Genomic DNA, 14,869 nt, shown 5'->3' on the forward strand with positions numbered 1-14,869 from the left:
GGGCAGGTCCACCTGCCGGCTCGCGCCACCCGCCGTGGGGCTGGCGGGAGCGCGACCACGCCGATGTGAACTTCAGGCTCGAGCCGTGCTATGTTTCTTCCCGCAGCCAGACGGGCCAAAGCCCAGAAGGTTCCACTCGTCCGGGTGGCGGAATGGCAGACGCGCTAGCTTGAGGTGCTAGTGCCCTTTATCGGGCGTGGGGGTTCAAGTCCCCCTCCGGACACCACGGAAGGCCCAGGATCCACGGATCCTGGGCCTTCGTCGTCTCTCCCGAACGCTCCGCCTGACCTGCATCCCCCGGCACGTGCTCTACGTCACGTTCATCCGGCAGGCTCGTCCCCCGCACCCTCTGAGTCAGCGCCAGCGAGCCGCGACACCGCTCGCTCGTAGGTCGCCAGCACGGCGCGCTCCGCGAGCCGCGCCAGGTCCGCGCCGTCCCGCCCGAGCCGCCCGTGCAGCTGGTCGACCCAGGCCTCCGGGACCGCCGTCACACCGTAGTGAGCACCGGCGACGACCCCCGTGACCCATCCCGTCGTCGCCGTGTCGCCACCCGCCTGGACCGCTGCGACGAGCGCACGCTCAAGATGCGTGCCACCCCGGCCGTTCGCCGTCGACACTAGCGCCGACCAGGCCACCTGGACCGCCTCGACGGCCAGCCCGTCGTTCTCGAACAACGTCGGCGCGGCCGCCGCCGCCTCCGCCACGTGGTCCTCCCACCGGCGGCGCAGGTGCCCCGGGACAGAGGCGAGACCCGAGTCGAGCGGTCCCGGGCCGTCAAGGATCGCCGCACGGGTCGCGTGGGCCCACAGGAGCGCCGGCGCGAGCGCCTCAGGCCCCCCGTGGAGAGTCGTGACGAGCGCCTTGACCGCCCGCGTGAGACGCGGCGCACCCTCGGGCTCGAGGAAGCCGAGCGCTGCGACGGCGGCCACCACCAGACAGCCGCTCGTCACAGGACCACGCTCACGCTCGTGGCGCCGACGGGCGTTGCGGCGCGCGCACTGCGCGGCAGGCAGCCCCGGCGACCGGTCCAGCTGGTCGGACACGAGCCGCAGCACCGCCGTCGTCGCGGGGTCGAGCTGCTGGCCGCGGCGGAGCACGTCGAGCCACGACCGGACGACGGCGTCCTGCTCCCGGGCGTCGAGCAGGTCACCGCCGCGCGCGAGCACCTCGAGCACGGGGATCGCGAGCTCTGTCGCCCCGGTCCACTCCCCCGGGTCCTGACCGGCCACCGCGAGCATCGCGACAGGGACCGTCGGTGCGAGAGGGCCGCGCCCGACATATCCGGCCCCGAGCGCGTCGCCGGCCGACGCCGCGACGACCGCGCCTACCGCGCGGCGCACCTGCGCGCCCGTCGGGGCCGGGACGGGAGGCGGCGGGGCGAGGTCGACCGGGCCGTCGTCGTCGACGGCCTCGCCCGGCGCGAGGTCGACGAGGCCGTCGTCGACCCCGGCCACCGGGGCGCCGTCCTGCGACGTGGCAGGTACGTCCTGGTCCGCTGCCTCGTCGCGCCGCCGGCCACGGCTCAGCCGTGACACGAGACCGAGCCGCAGCTCCCTCAGCACGCTGCTCCCGCGCTCACTTCTGCGACGCTCCCATGGTCGTCACCGGCGGCGGCTGCGACGCAGGGCGCTGATCGCCGCGAGCGCGACGACGACACCGACCAGCTGACCGCCGAGGATCACGCGGTTGAGGTCGAGCGCGGGTCGCCAGGTGACCGTGCCACCCGAGACGACGTACGCACCGACGGGGCGGACGCGCACGCCGAACCCTCCGCCGCCCCCTGACGCCTCCGCAGCGCTCGAGCTGGCCGTGGCGCCGTCGTCCGACGCATGCGCCGCGCGCACGAGGTCGGGTGTCGACCCCGTGCCGAAGCCGTGGCCCCCACCGCCGACCACCCTCGCGACCGGGATCACCGTCGCACCGTCCACCTCGTAGGGCTCTCCGAACGCCCGGCGGACGGTGAGGGCGTCGCGCGCGGCCTCGACCGCAAGGCTCGCATGGTCGGTGATGTTCACGAGATCGCCCTCCAGGGTGTACGTCGACCCCTTCATCCTGACGCAACCGAGCCCGCAGGTCGACGAGCGTCCGTCTCCGCTGCGCGCAGAGGAGCGGGGCGGACAGCACGAGGCCGGGACGACCCCTCGGTCGTCCCGGCTCCGTGATCCGTGCAGGACCTCTCTCATCGTCGCCCCGCACGCGGGCCTCGGCACGCCGGTTCACTGGAAGTCGCGCGACCTGGTCGGTACCTGGAGGGAGAGCGGCGCGAGGTGCTCGGCGACGAGGTTGGTCGCGCCGTCGGCGCGCTCGAGCCGGCCGCGCACCACGAGGGCGGCGCTCGTCCGGGCGACCTGCCGGAAACGTGACCACAGCCCGGGGCTGCACACGACGTTGAGGAGGCCGGTCTCGTCCTCGAGCGAGAGGAAGGTGACGCCACGTGCGGTTCCGGGGCGTTGGCGGTGGGTGACGACACCGGCGACGGCGACCCGCCGTTCGGCCTCGTGGACGGTCGCCTTCGCGACGGTGAGCACCCCTGCCGCGTCGAGGCCGTCACGCACGAACTGCGTCGGGTAGGACTCGGGCGAGATGCCGGTCGCCCAGACGTCCGCGACGGACGTCTCGACGTCGTCCATCCCGGGCAGGGTGGGCGCCTCGACGCCGACGCTCACGCCCGGGAGCGTGTCGGGGCCTTCCTGGGCGAGCGCGGCGGCGGCCCACAGGGCGGGGCGCCGGGCGCCGGTGAAGCAGTCGAGGGCTCCTGCGGTCGCGAGCGCCTCGAGGTGGGCGACAGTCAGGTCCACACGGCGGGCGAGGTCGCGCAGGCTGACGAACGGACCGTCGGCACGTGCGGCGACGATCCGCTCGGCCACGGTGTCCCGGACGCCGCGGATGCCTCCGAGCCCGAGCCGCACCGCGAGGTCGCGGCGCGGCCTGGCTGCACCGTCACCTCCGGGCAGCGGTTCGAGGACGGGCTGCACGCCGGAGAGCTGGACGTCGGGCCGCAGGACCGTCACACCGTGGCGGCGGGCGTCGGCGACGAGCGTCTGCGGCGAGTAGAAGCCCATGGGCTGGGCGGCGAGCAGGCCCGCGTAGAAGGCGGCGGGGTGGTGCACCTTGAGCCACGCGCTCGCGTACACGAGGTAGGCGAACGAGTAGGCGTGCGACTCGGGGAAGCCGAAGTCCGCGAAGCCCTTGAGCTTGTCGAAGATCTGCTCCGCGACGTCGTTCTCGACGCCGTTCGCCGCCATCCCGTCGATGAGGCGGGCGTGGAGCGCCTCCATGCGCTCGGTCGAGCGCTTGGACCCCATCGCACGCCGCAGCTGGTCGGCCTCGGCGGGGGTGAAGTCCGCGACGTCGATCGCCATCTGCATGAGCTGCTCCTGGAAGAGCGGTACGCCGAGCGTCTTGGCGAGGGACTTCTCGAGGCGCGGGTGGAGGTAGGTGACCGGCTGCCTGCCGCGGGCACGCTCGATGTACGGGTGCACGGACTGGCCCTGGATCGGTCCGGGGCGGATGAGCGCGACCTCGATCACGATGTCGTAGAAGGTGCGCGGCCGCAGGCGCGGCAGGGTCGCCATCTGGGCGCGCGACTCGACCTGGAACACGCCGATCGTGTCGGCGGCGCACAGCAGCTCGTACACGCCTGGGTCCTCGGGGGGCAGGCCGTGCAGCGTGAGCTCGACACCCTCGTGCTCGTGGACGTGCTCGAACGCGATGCGCAGCGCGGTGAGCATGCCGAGCCCGAGGAGGTCGAACTTCACGAGACCTGCGTCGGCGCAGTCGTCCTTGTCCCACTGCAGCACGGTCCGTCCGGGCATGCGGGCCCACTCCACCGGGCACACCTCGACGACGGGCCGGTCGCACAGGACCATGCCGCCCGAGTGGATGCCGAGGTGCCGGGGCAGGCGCAGCATCTTCTCCGCGAGGTCGATGACGGGCTCGGGGACCTTGCCCTCTTCCTGGAGGGACGGCGGCCTGTGCTCGGGCACGACATCGCGGCCGTCCTCGCTCAGCCGAGGCTGTGCGACGGGCTGCGCGGTGACCGCTCCCGCACGGGAGACTGTCCACCACGGGCTGTCCGGCTCGGTGCCCCGCAGGGAGCCCCATCGTTCGATCCCCTTGCTCCACGCGTCCTGCTGGCCGACGTCGTACCCCAGCGCGCGGGCGGCGTCGCGCACCGCGGACTTGGGGCGGTAGGAGATCACGTTGGCGACCTGGGCGGCGTGACGGCGGTCGAACCTCTCGTAGACGTGCTGGATGACCTCCTCGCGGCGCGCGGACTCGATGTCGACGTCGATGTCGGGCGGGCCGTCACGCTCCGGTGCGAGGAAGCGCTCGAAGAGCAGGCCGTGGCGCACGGCGTCGACGGCGGTGATACCGAGGGCGTAGCAGACGGCGGAGTTCGCGGCCGACCCGCGGCCCTGCGCGAGGATGCCGTGGCGACGGCAGAACTCGACGATGTCGTAGACGATGAGGAAGTAGCCGGGGAACCCGAGCGTCTCGATGATGTCGAGCTCGTGGTGGATCTGCGCCCACGCCCCCGCGACGTTCTCGTCCTCGGGCGGCCCGTACCGCTCACGTGCACCGACCTGCACCAGCTCGCGCAGCCAGGACGCTTCGTCGTGCCCTTCGGGCACGGGATACGGCGGCAGGCTGGGGGCGACGAGGTGCAGGTCGAACGCGCACTCTGCAGCGAGCTGCGCAGCCGTGGCGACCGCCTCGGGGTGCGCTCGGTGCCGGACGAGCATCTCGGCGCCTGACCTGAGGTGGGCGGTCGCCGCCCCCGGGAGCCACCCGTCCATGTCGTCGAGCGACCGGCGGGCCCGGACCGCGGCGAGGGCTGCGGCGAGCTCGCCGTCCTGCGGCCGGGCGTGGTGGACGTTGCCCGTCGCGACGAGCGGCACACCGGCGGCTGCGGCGAGATCTGCGAGGGCCGCGTTGCGCTCGCCGTCGTACGGGTCGCCGCCGTCGGTGATCTCGACCGCCACGTTGCCCGGGCCGAAGAGATCGACGAGCCGGTCGAGCTCGCGGCGCGCGTCCCGGGTCCGGGCGGCGGTGCAGGGCTCGGTGCCGTGCACCGGGCACGGGACGGGGCGACGCCTGCCGCCCGGGAGACGGGCTGGCGGGTGGGCCGGCCGGGGGCACCCGGCGCCGCGCAGCGCCTGGCGCACCGATCCCTTGCGGCAGCCGGTGAGCACGAGCCAGTCGCCGTCGGCGCGTGCGGCGAGGTCCTCGAGATCGAAGCGGGGCACGCCCTTGCGCCCGCCCGCGAGGTGCGCGTCGGCGATCGCGGCGGACAGCGAGCGGTACCCGCGGGGGCCGCGGGCCAGCACGAGCAGGTGGGTCGCGCGCGGGTCCGGGGTCCCGGTCGGTTGCTCGGGCTCGTCGCTGCCGCGCAGGAGGTCCTCGGGGGTGGGCAGGTGCAGCTCGGCACCGAACACGGTGGCCAGGTCGGCGCGGCGAGCAGCCTCGGCGAAGCGGACGACGCCGTACAGCCCGTCGTGGTCGGTCAGTGCGAGCGCGTCGAGGCCGAGCCGGACCGCCTCGGCGACGAGCTCCTCGGGCTGGCTCGCGCCGTCGAGGAAGCTGAACGCCGAGTGGGCGTGCAGCTCGGCGTAAGGGACGTGGTCAGTCATAGCTCGCCTCGACGTACCAGCTCCCGCGCGAGCTCGACAGGAGGAGGGCGCGGCTCGTCCCGGCGGGCTCCTCGACGAGGACCTGCAGGTAGACGCTGCGTTCTGCGTCCTCGCGCCACCAGCGCTGCGCGAGCGGCCAGGGGCCTGCCCAGGCGCGCACGGCGGCCGCTGTGCCGTCCTCACCCGGCGGCGGGGCGAGCATGGTCGGGGCGGCGCTCATCATGAGCCGGCGGTCGACGAGCACCGGTTCCCGCGCGGGGCCGAGGAGCCGCACCGGGGCCTTCTCGGGGAGCACCTCGCTCGGGGGCGGGTCCGGTAGCCGTCCTGGCCAGGGCGCGGTGGTGTCGCGGCGGACCGGGTCCTCCTCGCCCCAGGGCACCAGGTGCACCTGGTCACGGGGGCCACGCCCGCCCTGGAGGCGCACGGACAGCACCGACCGCGCGCCGAGGAGCCCTTGGACGCGCTCGAGCGCTCGGGCTGCCCGCAGGTGCGCGCCTTCGGCGCCACCCCACAGGCCTCCCTGCTGGGTGCCCACGTCGACGAGGTCCTCGGCGGTCAGCACGAGCCGGACGAGCCCGCCGTCGGCCGACTCGGTGCGTCCCCCCTCGGCGAGCCAGCCCTCGAGCTGCCAGCGGACGCGGTCGGTGAGACGGCCGACGGTGAGGCCGCCGAGCGCGGCGGCGTCGGTCCGCCACGTGCGCACGTGCTCGCGCCCGTCCTCGGTCCGGGCGGAGATGCGCAGCCGGGTGCAGGACGCCGAGCGGTCGACCAGGTCGGCGTACAGCTGCTCGGCGAGCCGGCGCGCGGCGAAGGCTGCGGTGTCGACGCGGTGCGCTGGCGGGTCGAGCTCGCACGACGCCTCGACGTCGTCCTCAGGCCTGCGGCGCGCGGGCGGGCGGAGGTCGTCCCCGTCGAGGAGGCGGTGCGCCCACACGCCGGGTTCCCCGAAGCGGGAGGCGACGTCGGCGAGGTCGAGCGCGGTGAGGTCCTTCGCGCGGCGCAGCCCGAGCCTGTTCCACAGGTCGACGAGGTCGCGGACCTGGGTGACGCGGTCGCGGCTCATCGCGACGTGCACGACGTCGCCCAAGGACCGCGGAGCGAGGTAGGCACGGCTCTCCCCTGCCGGGACGACCCGGCTCTCGCGTGCGGCGAGGACCGCCGCGAGGATGCCGTCGGCGACGCCGACCTGGCACTCGTGCCCGGTCGCGTCCGCGACGTGCGTGACGATCGCGGCGGCAAGCTCCTCCTCCGAACCGTGGAACTGGGCCGCCCCGCTCGCGGGCATGAGGAGCAGCCCGGGACGTGCGACCTCGAGGCCCGCGACGACACGCTCGACGGCGACCGCGACGGGCTCGAAGAAACGGGCGTCCCGCAGTTCGTCGACGGGCAGGAGGACGAGCCCGGGGCACGCCTCCTGCGCCTGACGCCGCCGCATGCCACGGCGGACGCCTGAGCGCCGGGCGACGGCACCCACCGCGACGACCGCGCGGGCGTCCTGCACCGCGACGGGCAGGTGCGCGGGTACGTCCGCCGCGGTCGCGGCGGCGACGACCGGCCAGTCGGGCACCCACACGGCGGTGGTGCGGGTGCTCATCCGACGAGCCTCAGCGCAGGCTGCGCGACGGCGGCCGGCGAGACCTGCGGCGCAGCCGCCGGGACGTGCGGTGCGGTGGCGTCGGCTGCAGCGCGAGGGGCCACGACGGGCTGCTCCCCGAACGGCAGCACGACGTCGATACGCGCACGGACACGGTCCGCGCGCTCGACCGTGAGCTCGCGGGCGACGAGCCGACCCGTCCCCTGACCGAGCCCACGCCACCGGACCCCGGTCGCGCGGAGCACCGCGCCCGCCCCGCGCCACGGCGCGGTGCTGAGCAGGACGGTGCCGCGCTCGCGAGCGCGCGCCGTCAGACGCCGCCGGTCGGCGTCGAGGAGCGGGAGGTCGCCGAGCACGACGACATCCATGCCGTCGACGAGCGCAGCCACCGCCGCAGCGGCGCCGTCGCCCGGCTCGGGGACGAGGACGAGCCTGTCGAGGGGGACGCCGAGGTACGCCGCCGCGAGCAGCCCCACCCGGGGATGCCCGACGACGGCGGCCCACGGCTCCTCCCCCAGCTCGTCGACGCGGCCGCACGCCTCGGCGAGCAGCGCGAGGACGAGCGCGAGCGAGCCGGTGACCTCGGTGACGCTGCCCCGGGTCAGCCCGTGCGGGAGCAGGTCGGAGAGCTCGTGCGGGACGGGCAGCGCGGGACGCTCACGCGTGCGGACGCCGAGCAGGGCGGCCGCACGGTCCGGCATCTCGACGCGTCGCGCCCCTGTGCGATGCTCTGCCTGGCGCAGCGCCGCGAGCGCCCGCTCCGCGCGCCCGAGGTCCGGTACCGCCATCGCCTGCGCGCTCATCGCGCACCACCTCCCCGGACCATCGCCACACTGTCGAACACATGTTCGATGATACGCGGCGCGGCTGACACCGATGAACCGGCGAGGCCTGTCGCACCTCGCCGGGCCCGACGAGGGCTCATGATGGGGGCATGGACCTCACGCGACCCGTTGCACCCGACCCGTACGCCTCGCTGCCGCCCGTCCCGTCCTTCTCCGTGACGAGCGAGGACATGGTCGACGGCGGCACGCTGCCCCTGCTGCACACCGCTGACGGCGGGAACACGTCGCCCCACCTCGAGTGGAGCGGCTTCCCGGCGCAGACCCAGTCGTTCGTCGTCTCGTGCTTCGACCCGGACGCCCCGACCCCTGCGGGCTACTGGCACTGGACCGTCGTCGACCTCCCGGCGACCACGACGTCGCTCGAGCAGGGCGACGGCGAGAGCGACCTGATGCTCTCGGGCGCCGCCTTCCACGTCCGCGCCGACGGCGGCACGTTCGGCTACGAGGGCGCTGCGCCGCCCGCCGGCGACCGCCCGCACCGGTACGCGTTCGCGGTGCACGCGCTCGACGTGGACACGTTGGGCCTCGACCCTGAGGACAGCCCGACGAAGGTCGCGTTCACGGCGCTGTTCCACACGATCGCGCGCGCCGTGCTCACCCCGACGTTCGCACGATGACCGACCTGCAGGTCCCGGTCGCCCGGGTCCGGCGCGCGGTGCTCGCGGACGCCGACGCTCTTGCGGAGCTGGCGCAGCTGACGTTCCCGCTCGCGTGCCCGCCCGGGATCGACCCGCGCGACGTCGAGGACTTCTGCAGCAACAACCTGACGGCGGACCACTTCGCCGAGCACCTGCTGTCCCCGCTGACGACGCTCCTCGTCGCGGAGCCCGGCGCCGAGCAGGGCTTCGACGGCCGCCACGACGCCGAGCGTCTGCCGCTCATCGCGTACGCGCTGCTCGTGTGGGCCGAGCCGCCTCCCCCGACGGACGTCCCGGTCGCGACCCCGACCGTGCTGCTGAGCAAGTGCTACGCGCACCCGGACGCGCACGGGACGGGGGCGGCGGCGGCTCTCGTCGAGGCCGTCGTCGCGGAGGCGGCGGCCCGCGGCGTCCGTTCGGTGTGGCTCGGGGTCAACCAGCAGAACGAGCGCGCCCAGCGGTTCTACGCGAAGAACGGTTTCGCGGTGGTGGGCACGAAGCAGATGGTGGTCGGCACCCAGACGCACGACGACTTCGTCATGTGCCGCACGGTCGCGTCCTGACATCCACACGCTGACGTCCACCCACTGACGGACGCGACCGCGGCCCGTCTCACTCGAGGGTGACGGCGCACGCCCTGGCGACGACCTCGGCATTGTCGCCCGTCTCGGCGAGCCACGCGCGCTGCCGCTGCGCGCCGTTGCCCGTCGACCACAGCTCGCCGAGCAGGTCGGTGACGAGGTCGAGGTCGCCTGCGTCGACGAGAGCGTCGCGCACGTGCGCGACGAGCTGCCCGACGACGTCGTGCGCCGGGCGTGGACGCATGTCCGTCGGCGAGAGCAGGTCGCCCGTGAGCCCGGATCTCCCCGCGCGCCACGACGCGGTGCGCAACAGCTCGGTCGGCACCCCCGGGGCGGGCTCTCCCGCGGCTGCGGCGCGCGCTGCGGTCTCGACGAGCGCGCGCGAGAGCGCCGCGAGGATCACTGGCGTCCGCGGGTCGAGGCAGACGTCCGCGACGCGGATCTCGACGGTCGGGTAGCGCTGGGAGAGGCGTGCGTCGAAGTAGATCATCGCGTCGTCGAGCACCGTCCCTGTCGCGACGAGCGAGGCGACGGCGTCTCGGTACGCCCGGGCGCTGCCGAACTCGCGCGACGGGCCAGCCGTGGGCCAGCGCGACCACACCTGCGACCGGAAGCTCTCATACCCGCTGGCCTTGCCCTGCCAGAACGGCGAGTTGGCGCTGAGCGCGAGGAGAGGTGAGAGCCACGGGCCGATCCGGTCGAGGACCGCGACCCCCTCGTCGTCGTCCGTGACGGAGACGTGCACGTGGCAGCCGCTCGTCAGCTGCTCGGCCGCCGTGAGGCCGAACGTGCTCGCGGCGCGCATGTACCGGAGCTTCGAGACGGTCGTGGGCGCGACGTCGACCGGGCTCGTCGCGAGGGCGACGGCGTGCGCGCCGACCGCGGCGGCCGCGTGCTGGACCCGGGCGCGGCCGGCGCGGACCTCACGGGCCAGATCCTCGAGGTCGCGGCACGGCCGGGTCCCCGTCTCGATCTGCTCCTGCATGAACTCGTGCTCGAGACCTCCGCCCGGCACGTCGCCTACCGGCGTGACGACGTCAGCGGGCGCCTTCTCGAGCGCTTCCGTCGCGACCGCGACAGGGGTCCCGTCGTCACCCACCAGGAGGAACTCTTCCTCGACACCGACTGTCCGCAGATCGTCTCGCATCTGGCGAGTTTCACACGCGCAGCCACGGCGCGCGACCGGCGAACCAGGGGATCGTCAGGCCGCACAGCGGCCCCACGAGCAGGGCGAACGCGAGCGTGCCGAGCCCGACGTCGCCCCCGAGCGCCCACCCGAGCCCGAGCACGGAGAGCTCGACGACGGCGCGCGCGACGGCGATCGGCCACCCGAACCGGTCGTGGAGCCCGGTCATGAGGCCGTCGCGAGGGCCCGGGCCGAGCCGGGCCGCGAGGTAGGCGCCGCTCGCGAGAGCCAGCAGCACGACGCCGCCGCCCAGGAGCGCGACGCGGGCTGCGAGCGGCAACGGCTCGGGCAGCCGCGCGAGGACGGCGAGACCGAGATCCGCGGCGAGCCCCACGATGATGACGTTGAGCACGGTCCCGATCCCCGGCCGGGTGCGCAGGGGCCACCAGGCGAGCAGCACGACGGCGCCGACGGCGCAGGTGACGAGCCCGAAGGTCCACCCGGTCGCGAGGGCGAGGCCCTGGGAGAGGACGTCCCACGGGGAGACCCCGAGACCGGCGTGCACGACCATCGCGATCGAGAAGCCGAACGCCGTGAGCCCGGCGACGAGCTGGGCGAGGCGGGGGGCGAGGTAGCCGCTGCGTGGCGTCAGCGACCCGGGGGCCGTCGTGGGCGTCTCGCGCGAGGCCGGGGCGGCGATCTCTGCCTGATCGATCTTCATGGGTCGATCCCACCCTGAAAGTGGCCTCCCCACAAGGAGCCAATTCGCGTACGGTGGCTCCATGAGCGACCGCACGCTGAGCGCCCACGCCCTCGTCCCGCTCCTCCAGGGCCTGCCGGACGACGCCCCGCTCTACCGCGCCCTCGCCGACCGGCTCCGCCTCCTCTCGATCGACGGCCGCATCCCGCCAGACACCCGCCTGCCGTCCGAGCGCGACCTCGCCCAGGCGCTCGACGTGAGCCGCACCACCGTCTCCCAGGCCTACGCCGCCCTGCGCTCCGACGGCTTCCTCACCAGCCGCCGCGGGTCCGGCTCCCTCCTTCACGCCCCCGGTTCCCGGCCCGGTACGCCCGGGCCGGACGCCCCCGCGCTCGACCTCACCAAGGCGACCATGCCCGCCGCCTCGCAGGTCGCGGCCGCAGCGACCGCCGCAGCCGCCGACCTCCCCCGGCACCTCCTGCGCCACGACTACGACCCCGTCGGCCTCCCCGCGCTCCGCGCAGCCCTCGCCGACCGGTACACCGCGCTCGGCCTGCCGACCACGCCCGAGCAGGTCATGGTGACGCTCGGCGCCCAGCACGCGATCGGCCTCGTCGCACGCACCCACGTGCGCCCTGGCGACCGCGCCGTCATCGAGATGCCCACCTACCCGCACGCGCTCGACGCGCTCGTCGCCGCGGGCGCCCGGCCGCTGGCCGTGCCGGTCGACGCGCGGGCCGGCTGGGATGCCGACGGACTGCTGCGCGCGATCGCGTCCGGGCCAGCGGTGGCCCACCTCATGCCCGACCACCACAACCCGACCGGCGCGATCATGCCGCACGACCTGCGGACCGCCGTCTGCCACGCCGCCGCACGCAGCGGCACGATCGTCGTCGTCGACGAGACGACCGCCGAGCTCGACATCGACCGCCTCACACCATGGACGCCGTTCGCACGGCACGCCACCCCGGGCACGCAGGTCGTGACGATCGGCTCGGTCGGCAAGACGCTCTGGGGCGGTCTCAGGCTCGGCTGGGTGCGCGCGGACACCGACACGATCACGCGCCTCGTCGCCGCACGCCACGTCCACGACCTCGGCACGCCGATCCTCGAGCAGCTCGTCCTGCTGCACGCTCTGCCGTACCTCGCCGACGTCGCGGAGACGCGACGCGCCCAGCTGCGCGCGTCGCGCGACCACCTGACCGCCCGCCTCGCGGAGCGGCTCCCGACCTGGGACGTCCCGCACGTCCACGGCGGCCTCGCCCTGTGGGTCGGCCTCGGCGAGGCCTACAGCTCGCGCCTCGCGCTCGCGGCCCGCGCTCGCGGCCTCGCGATCTCGGCCGGGCCGCGCTTCGGCACCGGGGGCGAGTTCGAGCGGCACCTGCGCATCCCGATCACCGCCGCGCCGGACGTGCTCGACGAGGCGGTCGACATCCTCGTGCGCGCGTGGGACGCGGTCACGTCCGCGCCGGAGCGCCCCGGTGCCGAGCTCCGCGACGCGAGCGTCCCGGTCTGATCGTCAGACGACGGCGCGGACCCTCGTCGCCCACGTCGCGACAGCGACGGCGGACGCGACGTTGAGCGAGTCGACGCCGCCCGCCATGGGGATCTTGACGGTCACGTCGCACGCCGCGATCGTGCGCGGCTTGAGCCCGTCCCCCTCGGTACCGAACACGAGCGCGAGCCTCTGCGGGGCGTCCGACTCGAGCGCGTCGAGGCTGACGGAGTCGTCCTCGAGGGCGAGCGCTGCCACGGTGAACCCGAGCTCTCGCAGCAGGTCGACGCCGTCCGCCGGCTCGGCGCCGCGCGGCGCTGCCGGCCACGCGTCGAAGCGGGTCCACGGCACCTGGAAGACGGTGCCCATCGAGACGCGCACGGCGCGCCGGTAGAGCGGGTCGGCGCACGACGGCGTCATGATCACCGCGTCGACGCCCATCGCCGCGCACGCGCGCATCGCGGCGCCGACGTTCGTGTGGTCCACGATGTCCTCGAGCACGACGACGCGGCGCGCACCGAGCCCGCCGCGCGCGGACGCGAGCAGGTCGCTGACGCTCGCGAGCAGTGGCCGGTGCATCGCTGCGAGGGCGCCGCGGTGCAGGTGGAACCCGGTGACGGACTCGAGCACGGCTGCGTCGGCGACGTGGACGGGGACGTCGGGGAACCGTCGCAGGACGTCGGCCATCCCGGGGAGCCACTTGTGCTCCATGAAGAACGACCGGGGTCGGTGCCCCGCGGCGATCGCGCGGCGGATCACGGTCGAGCTCTCGGCGATGTACAGCCCCTTAGCGGGCTCGTGCTTGGACCGCAGCACGACGTCGGTCAGCCTGACGTAGTCGGCGAGCTCGTCCGCCGTGGGGTCGGTGATCTCGACGAGGTTGAGGTCGGACAGGTCAGGCGGGGCGACGTTCGTGGGCACACGACATTCTCTCAGGAGCGTGCGCGTGGGGCGGTCGGGTCACAGGAGGGCGTGGGCGTGGGCGCGGCGCCACCCGAGGATCGCGCCCGTGCCGCCGAGGACCGCGAGGACGGGCACCGCGAGGAACGCGGTGTGCATGCCGACGGCGTCGGCGACGGCCCCGAGGATGAACGGCGCGAGGCCGACTGCGGCTCCCCCGGTGAACGTCGCGACGGCCTGCGCCCGGTCGGCAGCCTCGCGGGCGATGCCGAGCACGAGCGCGACCGAGAGCGGGTACTGGGCGCCGTATCCGAAGCCGGCGACGGCAAGGCCGACGAGCGCCACGGCCGGGGACGTCGCGGTCCACAGCACGGCCCAGCCGACCACCGAGATCCCGAAGCTCACGGCGAGGAGGTGGGCGCTGTGCCAGCGCCGCGTGAGCGGGCCGACGACGAAGCGCATCGCAGTCATGCCGGCGATGAGCCCTGCGGTGGTCGCGGTCGCGATGCTCGCGTCGGCGCCGGTGCGCTCGAGGACGAGAGACGTCGACCAGTAGGTCGTCGCGTTCTCGAGGGCGACTGCGGCGACGAGGGTCACGAGGAACCAGACGGAACCGGGTCCGAGGGCGCGCGTGGGCGCGACGGGCATCTCGGCCGCGTCCGCCTTCTCGTGCGTCGGGGCCGTCGGGCGGCGGCCGCTGTCGGGCAGCCGCGACGTCGCCCAGGCGACGGCCACGGCGAGGACGACCGTCGTGACGACGGCGGCCCGCCATCCCCAGCCGACCCCGACCGCGAGTCCGACGGCGAGGGGTGCGAAGAGCCCGACGCCGGACCCGACACCGTTCGCCTCGGTGATCGCGGCGGGGGCCGAGGGGCCGTGGTGGTCGGAGATGCCGACCTGCGAGGCCGACACGGCGACGTTGCCGCCGACGGCGAGGACGAACATGCTCCCGAGGGTCGCGGCGAGCACCGGGCCTGCGACGAGCCCGGCGACGCCTGCGGCGACGAGGAGGAGCCCGGACGTGATGGCGTTGCGCCGGCCGATCGCGGCGACGAGGCGCGGTGTGAAGAGCGCGGCGGAGATCGCGCCGAGGGCCATGGCCGTGCCGTGCAGGCCGCCGGCGGCCTTCGAGACGCCGAGGTCCTCGGCGAGCAGCGGCACAGACGGGCTGAAGGAGTACAGGAACCACCCCCAGACGGCGAAGGTGCCGTACGTGGTGATCGTGTACCGGTCGCGGCGCAGCGGCGCGGCGATGGTCTGGGGGCTGCTCACCGCACCATGATGACAGGCATCGAAACGATTCGGTATGTGCGACGCGGCGACTCGACGTGCAGACGCCACGAGGGCGCGCCGCAAC

The 14,869-nt window shown here is 74.6% G+C and carries 12 protein-coding genes and 1 tRNA gene; 4 read left to right on the forward strand and 9 right to left on the reverse strand.

Annotated features, from left to right (window positions below; translation table 11 throughout):
- Positions 1 to 138 precede the first annotated feature (138 nt).
- Positions 139 to 226: transfer RNA gene (locus tag HF995_RS09415), tRNA-Leu, on the forward strand.
- A gap of 94 nt (positions 227 to 320) precedes the next feature.
- On the opposite strand, the gene HF995_RS09420 is transcribed toward HF995_RS09415, so the two are convergent.
- From HF995_RS09420 to imuA', 5 genes are all read right to left on the reverse strand, one after another.
- Entirely contained in the window at positions 321 to 1,562 is a 1,242-nt protein-coding gene (locus tag HF995_RS09420; RefSeq protein ID WP_168447505.1) for an ADP-ribosylglycohydrolase family protein, read from the reverse strand.
- Positions 1,563 to 1,601: 39 nt separating this feature from the next.
- Positions 1,602 to 2,051: a spore germination protein GerW family protein gene (locus HF995_RS09425; protein WP_168447506.1), complete on the reverse strand. Its 450-nt coding sequence runs from the start codon at positions 2,049 to 2,051 to the stop codon at positions 1,602 to 1,604.
- A 165-nt stretch (positions 2,052 to 2,216) separates the two neighbouring features.
- Positions 2,217 to 5,633, reverse strand: a complete 3,417-nt coding sequence (locus tag HF995_RS09430; RefSeq protein WP_168447507.1) for an error-prone DNA polymerase — start codon at positions 5,631 to 5,633, stop codon at positions 2,217 to 2,219.
- On the reverse strand, positions 5,626 to 7,227 hold the full coding sequence (locus HF995_RS09435; RefSeq protein WP_168447508.1) for a DNA polymerase Y family protein: 1,602 nt from the start codon (positions 7,225 to 7,227) through the stop codon (positions 5,626 to 5,628). The genes HF995_RS09430 and HF995_RS09435 overlap by 8 nt, the downstream gene beginning before the upstream one ends.
- On the reverse strand, positions 7,224 to 8,030 hold the full coding sequence (gene imuA' / locus HF995_RS09440) for a DnaE2-dependent mutagenesis accessory factor ImuA' (protein WP_168447509.1): 807 nt from the start codon (positions 8,028 to 8,030) through the stop codon (positions 7,224 to 7,226). Before imuA' ends, HF995_RS09435 begins: the two co-directional genes overlap by 4 nt.
- 131 nt (positions 8,031 to 8,161) lie before the next feature.
- Here imuA' and HF995_RS09445 point away from each other — a divergent pair, with 131 nt between their 5' ends.
- Together HF995_RS09445 and HF995_RS09450 are read left to right on the forward strand one after the other, a co-directional pair.
- The gene (locus HF995_RS09445; protein ID WP_168447510.1) at positions 8,162 to 8,689 is read left to right on the forward strand and encodes a YbhB/YbcL family Raf kinase inhibitor-like protein; all 528 of its coding nucleotides are present in this window, start codon (positions 8,162 to 8,164) and stop codon (positions 8,687 to 8,689) included.
- Positions 8,686 to 9,273, forward strand: coding sequence for a GNAT family N-acetyltransferase (locus HF995_RS09450; protein WP_168447511.1), 588 nt, complete (start codon positions 8,686 to 8,688; stop codon positions 9,271 to 9,273). Before HF995_RS09445 ends, HF995_RS09450 begins: the two co-directional genes overlap by 4 nt.
- Before the next feature lie 49 nt (positions 9,274 to 9,322).
- On the opposite strand, the gene HF995_RS09455 is transcribed toward HF995_RS09450, so the two are convergent.
- Positions 9,323 to 10,438 (reverse strand): carboxylate-amine ligase, encoded by a 1,116-nt coding sequence (locus HF995_RS09455; protein WP_168447512.1) that lies wholly within the window; start codon positions 10,436 to 10,438, stop codon positions 9,323 to 9,325.
- A gap of 10 nt (positions 10,439 to 10,448) precedes the next feature.
- Entirely contained in the window at positions 10,449 to 11,138 is a 690-nt protein-coding gene (yczE, locus tag HF995_RS09460; protein ID WP_210727281.1) for a membrane protein YczE, read from the reverse strand.
- 61 nt (positions 11,139 to 11,199) lie between these two features.
- Between yczE and yczR the strand changes: the two genes are divergently transcribed.
- The gene (gene yczR, locus HF995_RS09465; protein ID WP_168447513.1) at positions 11,200 to 12,633 is read left to right on the forward strand and encodes a MocR-like transcription factor YczR; all 1,434 of its coding nucleotides are present in this window, start codon (positions 11,200 to 11,202) and stop codon (positions 12,631 to 12,633) included.
- A gap of 3 nt (positions 12,634 to 12,636) precedes the next feature.
- Here yczR and HF995_RS09470 read toward each other — a convergent pair whose 3' ends face one another.
- Complete coding sequence (locus tag HF995_RS09470) at positions 12,637 to 13,533, reverse strand: TrmH family RNA methyltransferase (protein WP_434060849.1); 897 nt, start codon at positions 13,531 to 13,533, stop codon at positions 12,637 to 12,639.
- 39 nt (positions 13,534 to 13,572) lie between these two features.
- The gene (locus HF995_RS09475) at positions 13,573 to 14,784 is read right to left on the reverse strand and encodes an MFS transporter (protein WP_350308820.1); all 1,212 of its coding nucleotides are present in this window, start codon (positions 14,782 to 14,784) and stop codon (positions 13,573 to 13,575) included.
- Between the last annotated feature and the right edge of the window lie 85 nt (positions 14,785 to 14,869).

Source organism: Sanguibacter hominis ATCC BAA-789, assembly GCF_012396185.1.
Lineage (GTDB): Bacteria > Actinomycetota > Actinomycetes > Actinomycetales > Cellulomonadaceae > Flavimobilis > Flavimobilis hominis.

What these genes read in the sequence shown, in the direction of transcription:
- HF995_RS09425 (WP_168447506.1), bottom strand. Translation starts at nt 2,051, where the DNA reads ATGAAGGGGTCGACGTACACCCTGGAGGGCGATCTCGTGAACATCACC.
- HF995_RS09430 (WP_168447507.1), bottom strand. Translation starts at nt 5,633, where the DNA reads ATGACTGACCACGTCCCTTACGCCGAGCTGCACGCCCACTCGGCGTTC.
- HF995_RS09435 (WP_168447508.1), bottom strand. Translation starts at nt 7,227, where the DNA reads ATGAGCACCCGCACCACCGCCGTGTGGGTGCCCGACTGGCCGGTCGTC.
- imuA' (WP_168447509.1), bottom strand. Translation starts at nt 8,030, where the DNA reads ATGAGCGCGCAGGCGATGGCGGTACCGGACCTCGGGCGCGCGGAGCGG.
- HF995_RS09445 (WP_168447510.1), top strand. Translation starts at nt 8,162, where the DNA reads ATGGACCTCACGCGACCCGTTGCACCCGACCCGTACGCCTCGCTGCCG.
- HF995_RS09450 (WP_168447511.1), top strand. Translation starts at nt 8,686, where the DNA reads ATGACCGACCTGCAGGTCCCGGTCGCCCGGGTCCGGCGCGCGGTGCTC.
- HF995_RS09455 (WP_168447512.1), bottom strand. Translation starts at nt 10,438, where the DNA reads ATGCGAGACGATCTGCGGACAGTCGGTGTCGAGGAAGAGTTCCTCCTG.
- yczE (WP_210727281.1), bottom strand. Translation starts at nt 11,138, where the DNA reads ATGAAGATCGATCAGGCAGAGATCGCCGCCCCGGCCTCGCGCGAGACG.
- yczR (WP_168447513.1), top strand. Translation starts at nt 11,200, where the DNA reads ATGAGCGACCGCACGCTGAGCGCCCACGCCCTCGTCCCGCTCCTCCAG.